The 14979-nt window shown below is 72.5% G+C and carries 12 protein-coding genes; 4 read left to right on the plus strand and 8 right to left on the minus strand.

Annotation, left to right across the window (positions count from 1 at the left end):
* Positions 1–70: 70 nt before the first annotated feature.
* On the minus strand, positions 71–292 hold the full coding sequence (locus tag ACN28C_RS05190) for a DUF397 domain-containing protein (RefSeq protein ID WP_422774530.1): 222 nt from the start codon (positions 290–292) through the stop codon (positions 71–73).
* Positions 262–1143, minus strand: coding sequence for a helix-turn-helix domain-containing protein (locus tag ACN28C_RS05195; RefSeq protein ID WP_421496319.1), 882 nt, complete (start codon positions 1141–1143; stop codon positions 262–264). Before ACN28C_RS05195 ends, ACN28C_RS05190 begins: the two co-directional genes overlap by 31 nt.
* A 601-nt stretch (positions 1144–1744) precedes the next feature.
* On the opposite strand from ACN28C_RS05195, the gene ACN28C_RS05200 reads away from it, so the two are divergent.
* Positions 1745–2047, plus strand: coding sequence for a hypothetical protein (locus ACN28C_RS05200; protein ID WP_422772434.1), 303 nt, complete (start codon positions 1745–1747; stop codon positions 2045–2047).
* Between the two features lie 498 nt (positions 2048–2545).
* A complete protein-coding gene (locus tag ACN28C_RS05205) occupies positions 2546–2812 on the plus strand; it encodes a hypothetical protein (protein ID WP_422772435.1) in 267 nt (88 codons plus the stop codon).
* A 44-nt stretch (positions 2813–2856) separates the two neighbouring features.
* Here ACN28C_RS05205 and ACN28C_RS05210 read toward each other — a convergent pair whose 3' ends face one another.
* Both ACN28C_RS05210 and ACN28C_RS05215 read right to left on the minus strand, forming a co-directional pair.
* Positions 2857–3756 carry a PASTA domain-containing protein gene (locus ACN28C_RS05210; RefSeq protein WP_422772436.1) on the minus strand — a complete coding sequence of 300 codons (900 nt, stop codon included), beginning with the start codon at positions 3754–3756 and terminating at the stop codon, positions 2857–2859.
* A gap of 200 nt (positions 3757–3956) precedes the next feature.
* Positions 3957–4634 (minus strand): PASTA domain-containing protein, encoded by a 678-nt coding sequence (locus ACN28C_RS05215; RefSeq protein WP_422772437.1) that lies wholly within the window; start codon positions 4632–4634, stop codon positions 3957–3959.
* Positions 4635–4851: 217 nt separating this feature from the next.
* On the opposite strand from ACN28C_RS05215, the gene ACN28C_RS05220 reads away from it, so the two are divergent.
* Positions 4852–6261 (plus strand): hypothetical protein, encoded by a 1410-nt coding sequence (locus ACN28C_RS05220; protein WP_422772438.1) that lies wholly within the window; start codon positions 4852–4854, stop codon positions 6259–6261.
* Between the two features lie 66 nt (positions 6262–6327).
* On the opposite strand, the gene ACN28C_RS05225 is transcribed toward ACN28C_RS05220, so the two are convergent.
* Positions 6328–7806, minus strand: a complete 1479-nt coding sequence (locus tag ACN28C_RS05225; RefSeq protein ID WP_422772439.1) for a glutamate-cysteine ligase family protein — start codon at positions 7804–7806, stop codon at positions 6328–6330.
* Positions 7807–8106: 300 nt separating this feature from the next.
* Positions 8107–8691: a YceI family protein gene (locus ACN28C_RS05230; RefSeq protein WP_422772440.1), complete on the minus strand. Its 585-nt coding sequence runs from the start codon at positions 8689–8691 to the stop codon at positions 8107–8109.
* 153 nt (positions 8692–8844) lie between these two features.
* Here ACN28C_RS05230 and ACN28C_RS05235 point away from each other — a divergent pair, with 153 nt between their 5' ends.
* On the plus strand, positions 8845–9321 hold the full coding sequence (locus tag ACN28C_RS05235) for a MarR family winged helix-turn-helix transcriptional regulator (RefSeq protein ID WP_422774531.1): 477 nt from the start codon (positions 8845–8847) through the stop codon (positions 9319–9321).
* A gap of 430 nt (positions 9322–9751) precedes the next feature.
* On the opposite strand, the gene ACN28C_RS05240 is transcribed toward ACN28C_RS05235, so the two are convergent.
* Together ACN28C_RS05240 and ACN28C_RS05245 are read right to left on the minus strand one after the other, a co-directional pair.
* Entirely contained in the window at positions 9752–12286 is a 2535-nt protein-coding gene (locus ACN28C_RS05240) for an ATP-binding protein (RefSeq protein ID WP_422772441.1), read from the minus strand.
* A 182-nt stretch (positions 12287–12468) separates the two neighbouring features.
* Positions 12469–14814 (minus strand): MMPL family transporter, encoded by a 2346-nt coding sequence (locus ACN28C_RS05245; protein ID WP_422772442.1) that lies wholly within the window; start codon positions 14812–14814, stop codon positions 12469–12471.
* Between the last annotated feature and the right edge of the window lie 165 nt (positions 14815–14979).

The following is a 14979-nucleotide window of genomic DNA, read 5'->3' on the forward strand; positions in this document are numbered from 1 at the left end:
GGCGCGGCCACCCGGCCGGCATGGCGCCGACCAGATGACCGCGCTGAACTGATTGCCGGACCCGGGACCGTCAGGCCAGGTCGAATTCGCCGTCCTTGGCGCCGCCGACGAACGCATCCCATTCGTCGGGCGTGAAGATCAGGGCGGGGCCGGTCGGGTTCTTCGAGTCCCGTACGGCGATCGCGCCGCCTGCGAAGGCCACCTCGACGCAGTTGTCACAGTTGGGTCCGCTACGCGAACTCTTGTGCCACGCTGCCCCGCTCAGGTCGACGCGGTACCCCTTTGTCTCCACTTCCACAATGGCTCCTCTGCCAACTTCGAAATCAGCGCGACGGACTCCTCCGGGCGCAGGGCTGCCGCTCGGATATGATCGAAGATAAATATGTATTTTTGCAGTTCATCCCGCTTCTCCAGAAAAAGCCCGCCCGTGGCATTTTCGGCGTACACCACGTCCGGGTCGCCCGGTTCGGGGAAGCCGAGGATGGTGAAAGTGCCGTCCATGCCGGCGTGCGCACCGGCGTCGAACGGCAGGACCTGGAGCGTGACGTTCGGTAGGTCAGCGGCCTCCACCAGCCGCTCCAACTGGGCCCGCATGACCGCGTCGCCGCCCACCGGCCGGCTGATCACCGCCTCATCGAGCACCACCCACAGATCGATCGGATCGTCCGGGTCAAGTAACGACTGACGACCCAACCGGACACGGACCCGCTGGTCAACTTCCTCGGCCACCCAGTCCGGCCGGGCGGACCGGATCATCGCCTGGGCGTACTCCTCGGTCTGCAACAGCCCCGGAACGGTCTGCTGCTCGTACGCCCGGACCGAGGCGGCCGCCGCCTCCAGCCCGACGTACGCGCCCGCGAGCACCGGGCTGTACGGATGCCACCAGCCCTTCTGCCGCGCCTCCCGGGCGATCTGGATCAGCTCGTCGCACTCGGCACCCGTCACGCCGTAGATGCCGAGCATGTCCCGCACGTCGCGGACCGTGGCCGTGGTGTGCCCAGTCTCGATCCGGGACACCTTGGACGCGGAGCATTCCAGCAACTCGGCGACGGCCTCGATCGTGACTCCGGCCTTTTCCCGGCGCTGGCGCAGCTCGGCTCCGAGCCGGCGACGGCGGATGGTCGGGCTCCGGCGCTCGGTCACCGGATCACCTCCGGTAAGTCAATGGGTAAGTCGGATTGCCGCCGGATCGTCGCCCGGCGGGCGAGGCGGGCGTCCATTCGCGGCGGATGGAGCGAGAGACTGTCGGCCGCAGCTGCCGAAACGGCTCCAGTCTGCCGCCTTCCGGCGCGGGGTATCAAGCGCGGGACGGCCCGCTATCGCCATCCCGGAGCAAAGGGCAAACTGCAACTTGCATTGATCATGTTCTTGATGCACCCTGTGCGTATGGCTCGGGCTACGCAGCGTCTCCCTTCGGTCAGGCGACGCAATGCTCCCCCATTCTCGCCTGGCCGGGGTGACGGTCGTGCCGGCGGTACGGCACGAAGCCCCGCTCCGGGGTAAGAGCCCCCGCCGCTGTATGCCAGGGCCGCTACGGCGGCTGGCGCGTCCCGGAGTCGACAGGTGTCGGCCGGGTCGATGTGATGCAACGACGCATCGACCCGGCCGACGCCCCAGCCGGGCCGCCCCGGCACCAGCACCGAACGTCCGCGCCAGTTCCGGGCCTCCGCGTCCAGGACCTCCCCAGACCCCCCACCCGCCACTTCCGCCGGCCCGCCCCGGCGCCAGTCGGACAGGAGCAGATGTGCATCTTCCCCGCTCCGGTGACGTACTCCACGTGACCCGCGCGGCGAGCGTCCAGTTCGCCGCACCGATCTACTTCCGGGTGATCCGGGCGCATGACTGGCCGACGTACCACGGCTGGATCTGGCTCGACGGTTACGAACTGAACGCGAGTGGCGACGCTGTCGAGCGGCGGTCGATATTCGTCCAGATCAACGGATTGCGGCACCTGCAACCCAACGCCGGACGGCACAACTATCCGCAGGCCCGGCGCCCCATGCGGACCAACTCCAGCGCGTTCGCCGCACGCGTCCGGGTCGGTTGAGCCGCATCTCGGCGAACGTCGGGCCCCGCTCCCGGTAGCAGCCCTAGACTGGGTTCATCCACCCCATGGCTTTGACCAACCCGCACGCTGTCGAGGGCCGCCCGAACCTGGGAGCCGCCGATGGCCAAGGACCCCTCCGACCGGGACCGGACGACGTACCGGAGCATGCGGGTCAGTGTGCTGCTGATCCTGATCACCGTTGGCCTCCCGGGCTGCGTGGGTAGCGCCGGCAGCAACCGACCTCTGTCCCTGAGGCACCCGGCCGCTACCAACCCGGCGCCACCTGCCGAGCCCGCGAGAATGGAGTTCGAACCCCGGCCCGGCCAGCCCGAGCCCGGGCTCGGACCCCGGCTGTCCGGCCGGTCCGGAACGCAACCTGACCGGTCCGGAACGCAGCCTGACGGGGCCGGAACGCAGCCTGACGGGGCGGCCGGCTCCGCATTCTCCGCCGAGGCCGACCGTCGCTGGCCGAACCGCCGCCTCGGCCCCTGGCACCGAGTGCCGGCACAGGGTGCTCCGGAGACGCCCGAGCCGGCCGTACCGACCGGTCGGGCCGGACACCCGGACGCCCCGGGCCCCCGGTGGGCTCGCGACGTACCGCAGCGACGGCCGGGCGGATCCGAGGAACAGCGGGCCGGACCGGCGCCGGCGCCCGACGGTCCGCCGCCGGGCTATCAGCGGTCGCTGGCGTACTCGGGCCTGGCCGGCCTGGTCATCTCGGTCGTCGGGCTGGTCATGGTGGGCAGCAGGCGCCGCTACTGGTGAGCCCGTCCCGCGTCTCCTGAGCAGGCCGGACGCCCGGCAAGCCGTCAACCGCCCGGGGTGGGTTGGATCGGGCCCGGGAGACCGGACGTGCCGGTCGGCGCCACCGGCGGCGCGGCGACCACGAGCGTCACCTCCCCGCCCGGCTCGATCTCGGTACCGGTCGACGGATCCGTGTCGAGCACGGTCCCCGGTGGCCGGCTGGAGACCTGCGTTTGGATCCGCGGAACCAGCCCCAGCCGCTCCAGCGCCTCGACCGCCTCGCCGACCGGAAGCCCGACGAGCGGAGGCAGCACGACCGGGCCGGCGGCGGTCGCGGTGGCGCTCGGGGTCGCGACAGCGGTGGTCGGCGGCGGGGTGGTCGGCGGCGGGGTGGTCGGTCTGGTCGGCGCGACCGGACTGGTGACCGCCGGGGACGGCGGGGTGGGGGTGTCGCGGCGGGCCGAGTCGACGATCACCCAGCCGGCGACGACGAGGATGCCGAGCAGGATCAACGCGACGGTCCCGACCAGGATCGGCATCCACCAGCGCCGGTCGTCGACCTCCTCGCCGTAGCCCCAGCCGGCCGGCGGCGGCCCGGTCGGCGCCGGCCCCCGGACAGGCACTCCGGCCCGGCCCGACCAGGCCGGCGTCCGGGGTGGAACCGGCTGGGTACGGTCTGCCGCACCGTCCTGCCGCTGCCCATCGATCCGAGTGGCGTCGCCCTGAGGTGCGCCGCCGTGGGTCTCGCTGATCCGGGTCGCGTCGTCGCGGGTCGCGTCGTCGCGGGTCGCGTCACCGGGTGGGACATCGCCGTGCGGGAGGTTGATCCGGGTCGGGTCGTCGCGGGCGCGCCCGGCGGCGTCGCCGGGCGGGAGTTCCCCGGTGGCCGGCGGCTCCTCGTCGCCTCCGTCCCGCTCTCCCTGTGTGCCCGGTTCCTCCGGAGGCTGCTGCGGGTCGTCGGCCATGGCCTGTCCTCTCGCCGGCGGATGTGACCGGGGCGAACAGCGTCAAATCTATCCGGCCGGCATCCCCGCAGCCATCGTCCGGCGGCTCCGGCGTGTCCGGGCCCCGGCAACGCCCGTCGCGGCAGGTCCCGCCACGACGAGTCCTGTCAGGGCATGTTCCGCTGTGGCGTGTGCCGCTAGGGCGAGTGTGGCGTGTGCCGCTAGGGCGAGGGCGGCACCGTCGGGCCGGGAGAGTCGGAGCAGTACAGCGCCACCCGCTCGTTCCACCGCAGCACCGTCCCACCTGCCGGCTCCTGGCTACGTACCTCGCCCTTCCTGCCGGTCGGGTACGCCGGATAGAGGCCGTCGTCGACCAGGCGCTGGGCGGCCTGGTCACAGGAGTGTCCGGTGAGCGCGGGCACCACCACGTCCGGCGGTGCACCCACCACGGTGACCCGGACGGTGATCCCCCGCTTCACGGCCGTCCCGGCCCGGGGATTGGTACTGGCGACGCTCCGTTCGTCGCCCGCCCTGCCGAAGATGAACTGCACGCCGAGCCCCATGCGCCGCAGTTCCTCCCGGGCCTCCTCGAAGTCCTTCCCGACCACGTCGGGCAGCACCATCTGCCCCGCCGGCGGCGCACTGCTGCTCGGCCGGCGGCTGGGGGTCCGGCTCGGCGTTGTCCGGGGAGGCGTGCTCGACGGTTCCAGCGTCGGCGTCGGGCCCTGCGGCCCGGCCTGCCTATCACGGTCGCCGCCGCCACCGGCCAGCAGATAACCGCCGAGGGCACCGACGACGGCGCAGAGAACCAGCCCGACCGCCGCGCCGACGTACAGACCCGTCCGGTTCGAGGGACCTCGCTCCCCGTCCGGGTGTCCCGCCACAGCCTCATCCGTCATACAGCCTCATCCGTCATGGAGACCCTGCCTCACCACCCGGCGTCGAAGTCATGCCGGTGTCACTTCCGGCCGGCGGACATCCGGCCGGTGGAAGTGTGCTGCCCGACAGCATCCGTGGACCGGCCGCCGGAATGCAACCGGCCACGGTCCGTGTCGGGGTCGATGCGCCCCGGTCTGCGGCTCGCCGCAGCCGCCGGTGGACGCTACGCTGCCCCGCATGGCCGCACGAGGCTGGGGAGTTTCCGTCGCGACGGCGATCGGCGTCGGCGCCGGTGCCGGCGCCGCTCAACTGGGCTTCGGCTACGGACTCGGCATCATCGCCTGGCTGCCGTCCGCCGGCGGCACGAGCGCGGCCGCCTGGGTCGCCAGTCTCACCTGGGCTGCGTGGGTGGCCGCCACCTCCACAGTCGCCGGGGCGATCTGCGCACACCGGCTCGGTGCGGGTGGCCGGACGTCCGCCGCACCGGCCGCCCGGACCGGAGAACCGCCGCCGACCCTGGCCACCTTTGTCTGGCGCGCCGCACTCGCGGTCTCCAGCGCGATCGGCGCACTGATCACCGTTTTGCTGGTCGCCGTGCCCGCCCGGGCGGCGGTACCGGCCGACACCACCTCCCCGCAGGCCGTCGCTGCGGGCTACGCCGTCCTCGGGGTCATCCTCGGGTTGGTGATGGCGATCTGGGCGATCTCGTCACCGGCGGTCGCCCGCAACGTGATCGGTACGGTCTGCTGGCTCTGGGCGCTCGCCGTGATCGCGGTCGTCGACGGCGTACTCTCCGGTCGCGGCCTGGGAGCCGCCCAACTCGGTGTCTGGCAGCTCACCTCCGACGGGGAGCGCTACTGGTTCCGCGAATACTTCTACTGGCCCGGGGCCGCGCTGTCGCTCGGCTCGGCGCTGGTGATCGGGGCGCTCGCCGCCCGGACGGCGGCCCGTGCGCCGGTAACCCGGGTCGGGGCCGCCATCTCAGGGATCAGCGGGCCGTTGCTGGTGGCGGTCGCCTATTTTCTCGCGGCTCCCCGACTGGTGGGCATCCGTCCCGAGCAGGTGTCGGCGCACCTGATGGCGCCGTACGCCGTGGTCGCCGGCCTGGCCGGGTCGGCGTTGGTAGCGGCCCTGGCGCAGCGTTCGGAGGCGTTGGCCGCGCAGGCCGACAGCCCCGACTCCCGCTCCGACCCGCTGCCCGCCGGGGCCCGGCCCTCCGAGACCGAACCCTCGCACGCCGAGCCGACCGGAACCGAGTCGACCGGAACCGAGCCGACCCGAACCGAGCGGCAGGATGCCGGGGCCGCCGCCCGGTCCGGCAACAGCGACGCCGGGGCGACCGCGGACAGCGGCCGGGGGCGGTTACCCGGTCAGCCGACCGACGGAGCACGGCGCAACGCCGACGAGGCCGACACCGTCCGGGTACGCTCGACCGCCGGCTCCGGCCGGCGACCGGACTCCGGAACGGCCGGCAGGCCCACTCCGGTGGCCAGCGCGTCCGGTGCCACCAGAGCCTCCGGTGCCACCACGGCCGACGATGCCGCCGACGAGACCGAACCGGCCGGGTCGGGAGAGCCCGCCGAGCCGGCCGGCGAGGACAGGCCGAAGGGAAGCAGGCTGGGCAAGCTCGGCCGCCGCTCCCGCTGACCAGCCACGCTTCGTTGGCCAGCCACCGCCTCCGCTGCACGGCCGCTCGCGCTGACCGGCCCGGGGTCAGTCGACCGGCCAGGTGTGCACCGGCTCGTCGGTCCGTTGCAGTTCACCGTACCGGCGCAGCATGTGGTGCAGAGCCTGGGAACGGTCCATTCCCCGGCCGTGTTCGGCGGCGTGCACCGCCTCCACCTGCCACACCGCGCCGTTGCGGCCGGTACGGCAACGCTGCTCGATGATGCCGAGCAGCCGGTCCCGGTGCGCGGCACCGACACCGAACCGGTCCAGCCCGGCGGCCGCCCTCGGGAGTAGGACGTCGAGCACCAGCTCGGTGACGCGGACCTCGCCGAGCCGGGGCCAGGCGACGACGGCGTCGATGCCCCGCCGGGCAGCCGCATGGAAGTTCTCCTCGGCGGCGCCGAAGGTCAGTTGGCTCCAGATCGGCCGGTCGCCCTCGGCGAGGTCGCGGGCCAGCCCGAAGTAGAAGGCGGCGTTGGCCAGCATGTCGACCACGGTCGGCCCGGCCGGCAGCACCCGGTTCTCCACCCGCAGGTGCGGGCGACCGTTCATGATGTCGTAGACCGGCCGGTTCCACCGGTAGACGGTGCCGTTGTGCAGCCGGAGTTCGGCCAGCCGGGGTACGCCACCGTTGTGCAGGATCTCGACCGGATCCTCCTCGTCGCAGATCGGCAGGAGCGGCGGGAAGTACCGGACATTCTCCTCGAAAAGGTCGAAGATCGAGGTGATCCATCGCTCGCCGAACCAGACCCGGGGGCGTACGCCCTGGGCCTTGAGCTCATCGGGGCGGGTGTCGGTGGCCTGCTCGAAGAGGGCGATCCGGGTCTCGGCCCAGAGTTGGCGGCCGTGCAGGAACGGCGAGTTGGCGCCGAGCGCGACCTGTATCCCGGCGATCGCCTGGGAGGCGTTCCAGTAGTCGGCGAAGCTGTCCGGTGCCACCTGGAGGTGGAACTGGAGGCTGGTGCAGGCCGCCTCGGAGACGATCGAGTCGGTGTGGGTCTGCAACCGCTCGACGCCCCGGATGTCCAGTTCGATGTCCTCGCCCCGGGCGGCGACGATCTGGTCGTTGAGCACCCGGTAGCGCTCGTTGCTGGAGAGGTTGTCCCGGACCAGGTGGCTGGGGGTCAGCGTGGGCAGGATGCCGATCAGGATGATCGCCGCGTCGGACTTGGCGGCGAGTTCCTCCGCCCGGCCGAGGCTCTCCTGCAGATCCTGCTCGTAGTCGGCGAATCCGGCGGCCTCGATCAGGCGGGGCCGGGCGTTGAGTTCCAGGTTGAACTGGCCCAACTCGGTCTGAAACGTGGGATCGGCAAGGTTGTCCAGCACCTCGGCGTTGCGCATCGCGGGCTCGGCGTCGGCGTCCACCAGGTTCAGCTCGATCTCCAGGCCGGTGGTCGGCCGGTCGGCGTCGAAGCCGAAGTCGTCCAGCATGAGCGCGAAGACGTCAAGACACCGGCGTACCTTCTGCCGGTATCTGATCCGGTCCTCCCGGGTGAAGGGGACCTCCGACACGTCCTGGCCCATCTATCCTCCCGCCGCGAGGCGCTGTCTCGGCACTCCGGGAGCCATGCCCACCCGGAGCCCGTTCGAACCACTACCGTAGGAGCGCCGCGCACAACGTGGCCACAACCACAGCGTCGCGGGCCCGGCGTGAGCGACCAGCGGCGCTGCGTCCACCATTACACACGAGCGGGCGCCCCCTGCCATGGGCGCATTACCCAACGAGGCGCCCCGGTCACCATGTGATCGGTAACCGGGGCTCCCGTGGTGCGAATTGACCGATCGGCCGCTCGGACTGACGATCGACCGGTCGTCGTTCAGGGGTCAGGACTGCCGAATGGCCTCGCCCTCGATTTCGATCTTGATCTTCCTGCCCACCAGCACGCCGCCGGTCTCCAGCGCGACGTTCCAGGTCAACCCGAAGTCCTCCCGGTCGATCTCGGTGCTCGCGGTGAAGCCGAAGATGTCCTGGCCGTACGGGCTGCGCCCGGCGCCCTCGAACTCGACCGTCAGCTCGACCGGACGGGTGACGTCCTTGATGGTGAGCTCGCCGTCGAGCACGAACTCGGCCCCGCTGTGCGACTTCACGCCGGTGCTGCGGAACTCCAGCGTCGGGAACTTCTCGGACTCGAGGAAGTCGCCGCTGCGCAGGTGGTTGTCCCGGTCGGTCTGGCCGGTGTCGATGCTGGCGGCCTGGATGGTGGCGGAGACCGAGGACTCGAGCGGGTTCTCCGCCACGGTGATCGTCGCCTCCGCCTCACGGAACTGGCCGCGCACCTTGCTCACCATCATGTGCCGGGCCATGAAGCCGACGCGCTTGTGCGCCTGGTCGAGCAGGTAGGTGCCGGCGGTGGGGATCGTCAGCCCCTCCCAGGTACGGGTGGTGGCGGACTCGGCGCTGCTGGTCATGAGAGATGGCCTTCCCAGGAGATAGGTTGTGGGACCGATGACTGACGAAGCAACTATAGTTCGAGCAATATTCCCCCTGTCAACGACTGCTACGATCGGTGCGTGACCGAGAACCTGTACGACGACGCCCGGATCACGGCCGTGGGCCTGGTCATGGAGGTGTACGCCGGGCTCGCCGCCAGATTCGCCGACCAGTTCGAGGAGCACGGGCTGTCGACGGTCGAGTTCGAGGTCCTGATGCGGCTGGCCCGCTCACCCGAGCATCAGCTCCGGATGACCGACCTGGCCGCCCAGACCTCGCTCTCCACCAGTGGCGTGACCCGGGTCGTCGACCGGATGGAGCGCGACGGCCTGCTACAGCGCCGTGCCTGCCCCTCCGACCGGCGCAGCGCGTACGCCGTGGTCACCGGGTCCGGCATGGCGCGGCTCGAGGAGACGCTTCCCGGACACGTCAGACTGATCCAGGACTGGTTCATCGGTCAACTGGAGCCCGCCGCCCTACAGAGCCTGCTCGACTCGCTGCGCATCGTCCGGGACGCGGTCCATCCCGGCGCCACCGCCGGCAGCGCGGAGACCGGCAGCGCGGAGACCGGCAGCGCGGCCAACGCCGGGGCGACCACGCACTGTTGAGCTTTGACCACGGTCCGCCGGCAACACCGCGAATCCGGCGAGCATCGTCCGAACGGGATAACCGCATCTTCGGGGATCACCGGCAGAAAGACCGGCAGAACCCACCCTTGTGTCGTCACTTAATTCGCTGAACGGATAAAACGGGCAGTGGATACTGGTTAATCTTCAGGCAGCCGGGGGGCTCCGGGGACGTGGCGCGGGCGTGGATCTGTGAGGGGCTCTGTCGGGGGGCTGTCCCGTTCGCGCCACGGCCCCGGGGTGGCGCGTCCCGCACTGCCGGTTCAGGCGGCATCGCCCCGCAGCCGCTTCAAGCGGCATCGCCCCGCAGCCGCTTCAAGCGGCATCGCCCCGCAGCCGCTTCAAGCGGCATCGCCCCGCAGCCGCTTCAAGCGGCATCGCCCCGCAGCCGCTTCAAGCGGAGCCGGGCAGTTCAGATCGCGTCGAGCAGTGCCCGCTCCTGCGGCAGCAGGACGATCGCACCCTCCCGACACACCTGATCCAGGCGCTTGAGCGCTGCCGCCCGGTGCGCCGGCTCGTCGGTGCTCGCCACCAGTCCCACCAGCGCCTCCGCCACGTCCCGCAGGTCCCGGGACCCGGCGCAGGCCTGCACGGCTGCCGCGTACCACTCGGCCGCCCACTCCCGGTCGCCCCGCCGCATCGCCAGGGTCGCCTCGATCAGCGCGCACACCCCGTCGTCCCGGACGGTGGACTCGTCCGACCGTGTGCGTTCCGGCTCCAGCTCGGCCCCTCCGACGTCGTCGCCCGCCTTTCCGGCGCGCAGCTCGGCGAGGACCGCCGTCGCCTCGTCGATCCGGCCGTCCTGGGCGAGAGCGAGCCCGACCGTGCCGAGCGCCCGTCGACGGTGTCCGGGATCGCCGAGGCTGGCCAGGGCCACCATCACCCGGCGGCCCTGCCGGACCGCGTCGGCGTACCGACCCTCCAGGCGGGCCACCTCCGCCAGGTTGGCCCGGGCGAGGACCCGGAGCCGTTCCTCACCACACTCCCCGGCGAGCCGATCCACTGCCGCCAGCCGGCGCCGGGCGGCGCCGAGGTCGCCGACCCGGATCTCGTGCCAGGTCAGGTTGTTCTGCGCCACCGCCATGTCCCGGACCCGGCCGGTACGGGTGGCCAGCTCCAACGCCGCCTCGCCGTGCCGCCGCGCCTCGTCGTGGCCACCGAGCGCGGTCCAGATCCCGCAGATCACGTTCCGGGCCGCCAGCTCGCCGGAGACGTCGGAGAGCCGTTGGAACGTCGACACCGCCGCTTCGGCGGCCGGCAACTCCTGCGGCCCGGCACCGTGTTCCTGGGCGAGTTGCGCGACACCGACCTGTGCCCACGCCCGCACCGCCGGGTCGGCGTCACCGGTACGCGGATCGTCCAGCAGCCGGCGCAGCCACTGCCGGCCGGCCACGTCCCGTCCCCGGTACCGCCACCAGCGGGCGAGGTTGCCGGCCAGCCACAACGCGGTGTGCGGGTCGTCGTTGGCCGCGTACGCCAGGGCGGTCCAGAGGTCGCCGGCCACCTCGTCGAGCCGGCCGACCGCCTCGACGATGCGGGCACCGGCAAGGTCCGGCGCGACCCGGGTGGCAAGCCGGGCGAAGACCGAGGCGTGCCGGCGACGGATCGCCGCCAGCTCGCCGTGGGCGGCGGCGCGTTCGGCGGCGAAGTCGCGCACCACGTCGAGGACCCGGAACCGTAGCGGCCCGGTGCCCCGGGCGCCGATCAGCCCATGCGCCAGCAGGCGGTCAAGCAGCCGAACCGGATCGCCGGTGAGGGCGGGATCCGGGACGAGCATCGCCTCGGCCAGCTCCACCGACCAGCGGTTGCGCAGCACGGAGAGCCGGCGCAGGGCGGCGCGCTCGTCCGCCTCCAGCAGCCGGTAGCTCGCGGCGACGGCGTCCCGCAGCGTCACCACCGCCGCACGACCCACCGGTGGGATGCCGAGGTCGAGCAGCCGGTTTCCGTACCGCTCGAGCATCTCGTTGAGGTTGAGCACCCGACCGTGCGCGGCGGCCAGCTCGATCGCCAGGGGAAGCCCGCCGAGCCGGCGTACCAGTTCGACGAGCGCGCCCACCTCGTCGGGTTGCGGCGGCTCGCGACCGATCTGGCGCAGCCGGGCGAGCAGCAGCGCGACGGCGGGATAGTCGGCCACCAGCGCGAGGTCGGCCGGAGCGCCGGCGGGCGGCACCTCCAGCGGGGTGACCGGCCGGACCTGCTCGCCGGGGAGCCCGACCGGATGCCGGCCGGTCGTCAGGACCTGGAGCATCGGCGCGATCTCGGCGAGCCGGTTCAGCGCCTCGGCGGCCGCGCCGGGAGCCCGCTCCACGGCATCCACCAGCAGCAGCGACGGTGTGTCCGAGAACCGCTCGGCGAGTTCGCTGGCCCGACCGACCCCGAAGACCGTGGCGACGACCGACAGCACGTCCGCCTCGGTGGAGCCGTCGATCATGACGATGCCACTGGTGCCGCCGGGGTAGGCGCCGGCCACCTCCCGGGCGACCTTGAGGGCCAGCCCGGTCTTGCCGACCCCGGCGAGGCCGACCAGGCTGACCACCCCGCGCGCCATCCGGGGATGCTCGGTCAACATTGCGGCCAGGTCGGCCACCTCCCGGTCCCGGCCGATCAGCTCACCCGGCTCCGGCAGGCCGAAGCCCCGGCGGGGCAGCTGCGGGCCGGGCGGTACCGGGAGGGCACCGAGTTCCACCCCCGGCGCGCCCTGCCCCCTGGCCAGCGCGACGAAGTCGGCGCGGTCCTGGCCGGCGAGGCCCAACGCCGCCGCGAGCAGTTCGACGGTTGTCCGTTGTGGACGCGATGCCCGGCCCCGTTCCAGGTCACGGACTGTGCGGATCCCGACGGCGGCCCGTTCGGCGAGTTCGGCCTGGGTCAGCCCGGCCGCCAGCCGACACCGGCGGAGCATCTCGCTGAAGCCACCCGGGATCCGGTCAGCACCATGATCCGGTGTCATGGGCAGGAACACTACGCACCTCGATGCGGTCCTGGCAGGCAAGCGTCGAGGTGCCGACGGAACTGGACATAGATATCCGACAGATTATCGATGAGACGTTTCGGGCAGTGATCAGATGATCAGCAGATCGTGACGAATCCGCAGAGGTCGGGCGTTTGCACGTGGTCGCGAAGAGGCTGCAGTCACGGTTCGGCGGAGACCGGCACCGGGGCCGGCGGCACCGACCCGGCGGCGGGCCGAGCGCCATCGCCGGAGAACCGCTCGTGCAGCCGGCGCAGCGGGCCGGGCGCCCACCAGTTCCACTCGCCGAGCAGGCTCATCACCGCCGGCAGCAGCAGCCCGCGTACCACGGTGACGTCCAGCAGCACCGCCACCGCCATCCCGAAGCCGATCTCCTTGACCGCGGTCAGGTCACCGAGGAGGAAGCCGAGGAAGACGATGGTGATGCAGACCGCCGCCGAGGTCACCACCGGTCCGCTCCGGACGATGCCGGCCAGCACCGCCCGCTCGCCGCCCCGGACCCGGGCCGCCGGCGTACGCAGGCCGGACCGGCGCCGCCACTCCTCCCGGATCCGGGCGAGCAGGAACACCTCGTAGTCCATCGACAACCCGAAGACGAAGACGAAGAGCAGCACCGGGGTGGTGAGGTCGATGGCGCCCCAGGACTCCACCCCGAGCAGGGCGGCACCCACCCCCCACTGGAAGACCACGACCAGGACGCCGAGCGTGGCGAGCAGGGTCAGCACGTTCATCACCAGCGCCTTCACCGGCACGACCAGCGAACCGGTGAGCACGAAGAGCAGCACGGTGGTGACCAGCAGCAGCACCAGTACGGCATACGGCAGCCGCTGCGCGACCGAGGACCGGTAGTCGACCAGCTCGGCGGCGGGCCCGCCGACCAGCAAGGGCAGCGGCTGGTCCAGCGCGCGTACCGCGCGTACCAGGTCGCGGGACTCGGGGCCGCCGGTCGCGCCGTGCGGGGTCAGGTCGATCACGAGCGCCGCGCCCGGCACGTCCGGCCGGGGCTGCATCCTGATCACCTGGGGCAGGGTGTTGAGCTGGTTCATCAGGTCCCGGACCTCGGCGCTGGCCGGGTCCGCCGACACCACCACGGTGACCGGGGCGGCGCGCCCCGCCTCGAAGTCGTGCAGCAACACGTCGTGCACCTGCCGGGCCTCCATCGACCGGGGCAGCGCCCGGGCGTCGGAGTTGGCGAGGTTGGCCCCGGCCAGGAAGGGCAGGGCGAGCAGCAGCAGGCCGGCGGAGACGCCGACCGCCACCGGCCCGGGCTTACGCTGCGCATATGCGGCGAGCCGGGCGAGCAGACCGGGGCTGTCAGGGCGGGTACCGGACTTGTCAGGGCGGGTACCGGGGCGGCGGACCGGTGCGGAGCGGGCCGGGACAAGCCGGCGGAGCGGGCGTACGGCGGTGGCCAGGCTCCGGCGCACCCAGGTCCGGGCGCCGGGCTCGGGGATGTGCCGGTGGGCGACGGCGATCAGCGCGGGCAGCAGGGTGAGGCCGGCAAGGGTGGCCAGGGTCACCGCGAGCGCGCCGCCGAGCGCCATCGCCGCGAGCAGCGGCTCCGCGAAGACGTAGAGGCCGAGCATGGCCGCCGCGACGGCGAGACCGGAGACGAGTACGGTCCGGCCGGCCGTCGCCATCGTCCGGGCGAGCGCCTCGACCGGGCCGGAGGCATCCGGCCCGTCCCCGGCGGCGGTGCCCGGGTCCCTGGCCGCCCGTTCCCCGGAGCGCTCCGCGGCGCGTTCCTCACGGAACCGGGCGATCAGCAGCAGCGCGTAGTCGACGGTCAGGCCGATGCCGAGCAGGGTGACCACGTTGACGGTGAACTCGCCGACCCCGGTGACCGCGCTGAGGCCGTAGAGCCCGAGCAGGGTCACCGCGACGGCGGCGAGCGCCCCGAGCAGCGGAAGCACGCCGGCCAGCAGGCCGCCGAGGATCACCACCAGCGCCACCAGGAGTACGCCGAGCGCGACCGACTCCCCGACGACCGCGTCGTCGATCGCCTGCTCGGCAAAGGCCCGCTCGGCGAGTTCCTCGCCGCCGACCAGCACCTGTGGGGCGTCGATCTCCCGCAGCAGGGCGGCGACCCGGTCCTCGGCCGCCTCCCGCCGCTCGGTGGGCAGCCCGTCGACGAGTTCGACCCGGACCAGGGTGCTGCGGTTGTCGGCGCCGATCCGGCCACCCGCCGCGTTGTAGAGGTCCTCGACCTCCCGCACCCCCGGTACGGCCTCGATCTCGGTGCGTACCCGCTGGACGCTGGCGACCAGGGCGGGATCGTACGGGTCCCGGTCCCGGACGACGGCGACCACCATCGGGCCCTCGGGGAGAAGCTCGGCGATCCGGCGGTCGGCCCGCTGCGACTCCGCGTCCGGGCGCAGGTTGTCGGTCTCGACGAGCCGGTCGAAGACCTGCCCGCCCAGGGTCGCCCCGGCCAGGGTGAGCCCCAGCCAGCAGATCAGCACCGGCCAGCGCCATCGCCACATCGACCGGCCGAACACTGCGAACATGCCCCGAACCTCCCCACGCGACCCGGGCTGGTCGCCCTCGGCGCACATGCAAGCACCCTGAGCATCCGGGCGTCAGCCCCTATCCGGTCAGAATCGACGATCCGGTGCGCTCGGTCGTCAGCGGGCCCCGGCCAGCAGCGGGCCCCGGCCAGCAGCAGGTCCCGG

Origin of the sequence: Plantactinospora sp. WMMC1484 (assembly GCF_049315195.1) — a bacterium.
Classification (GTDB): Bacteria; Actinomycetota; Actinomycetes; order Mycobacteriales; family Micromonosporaceae; genus Plantactinospora.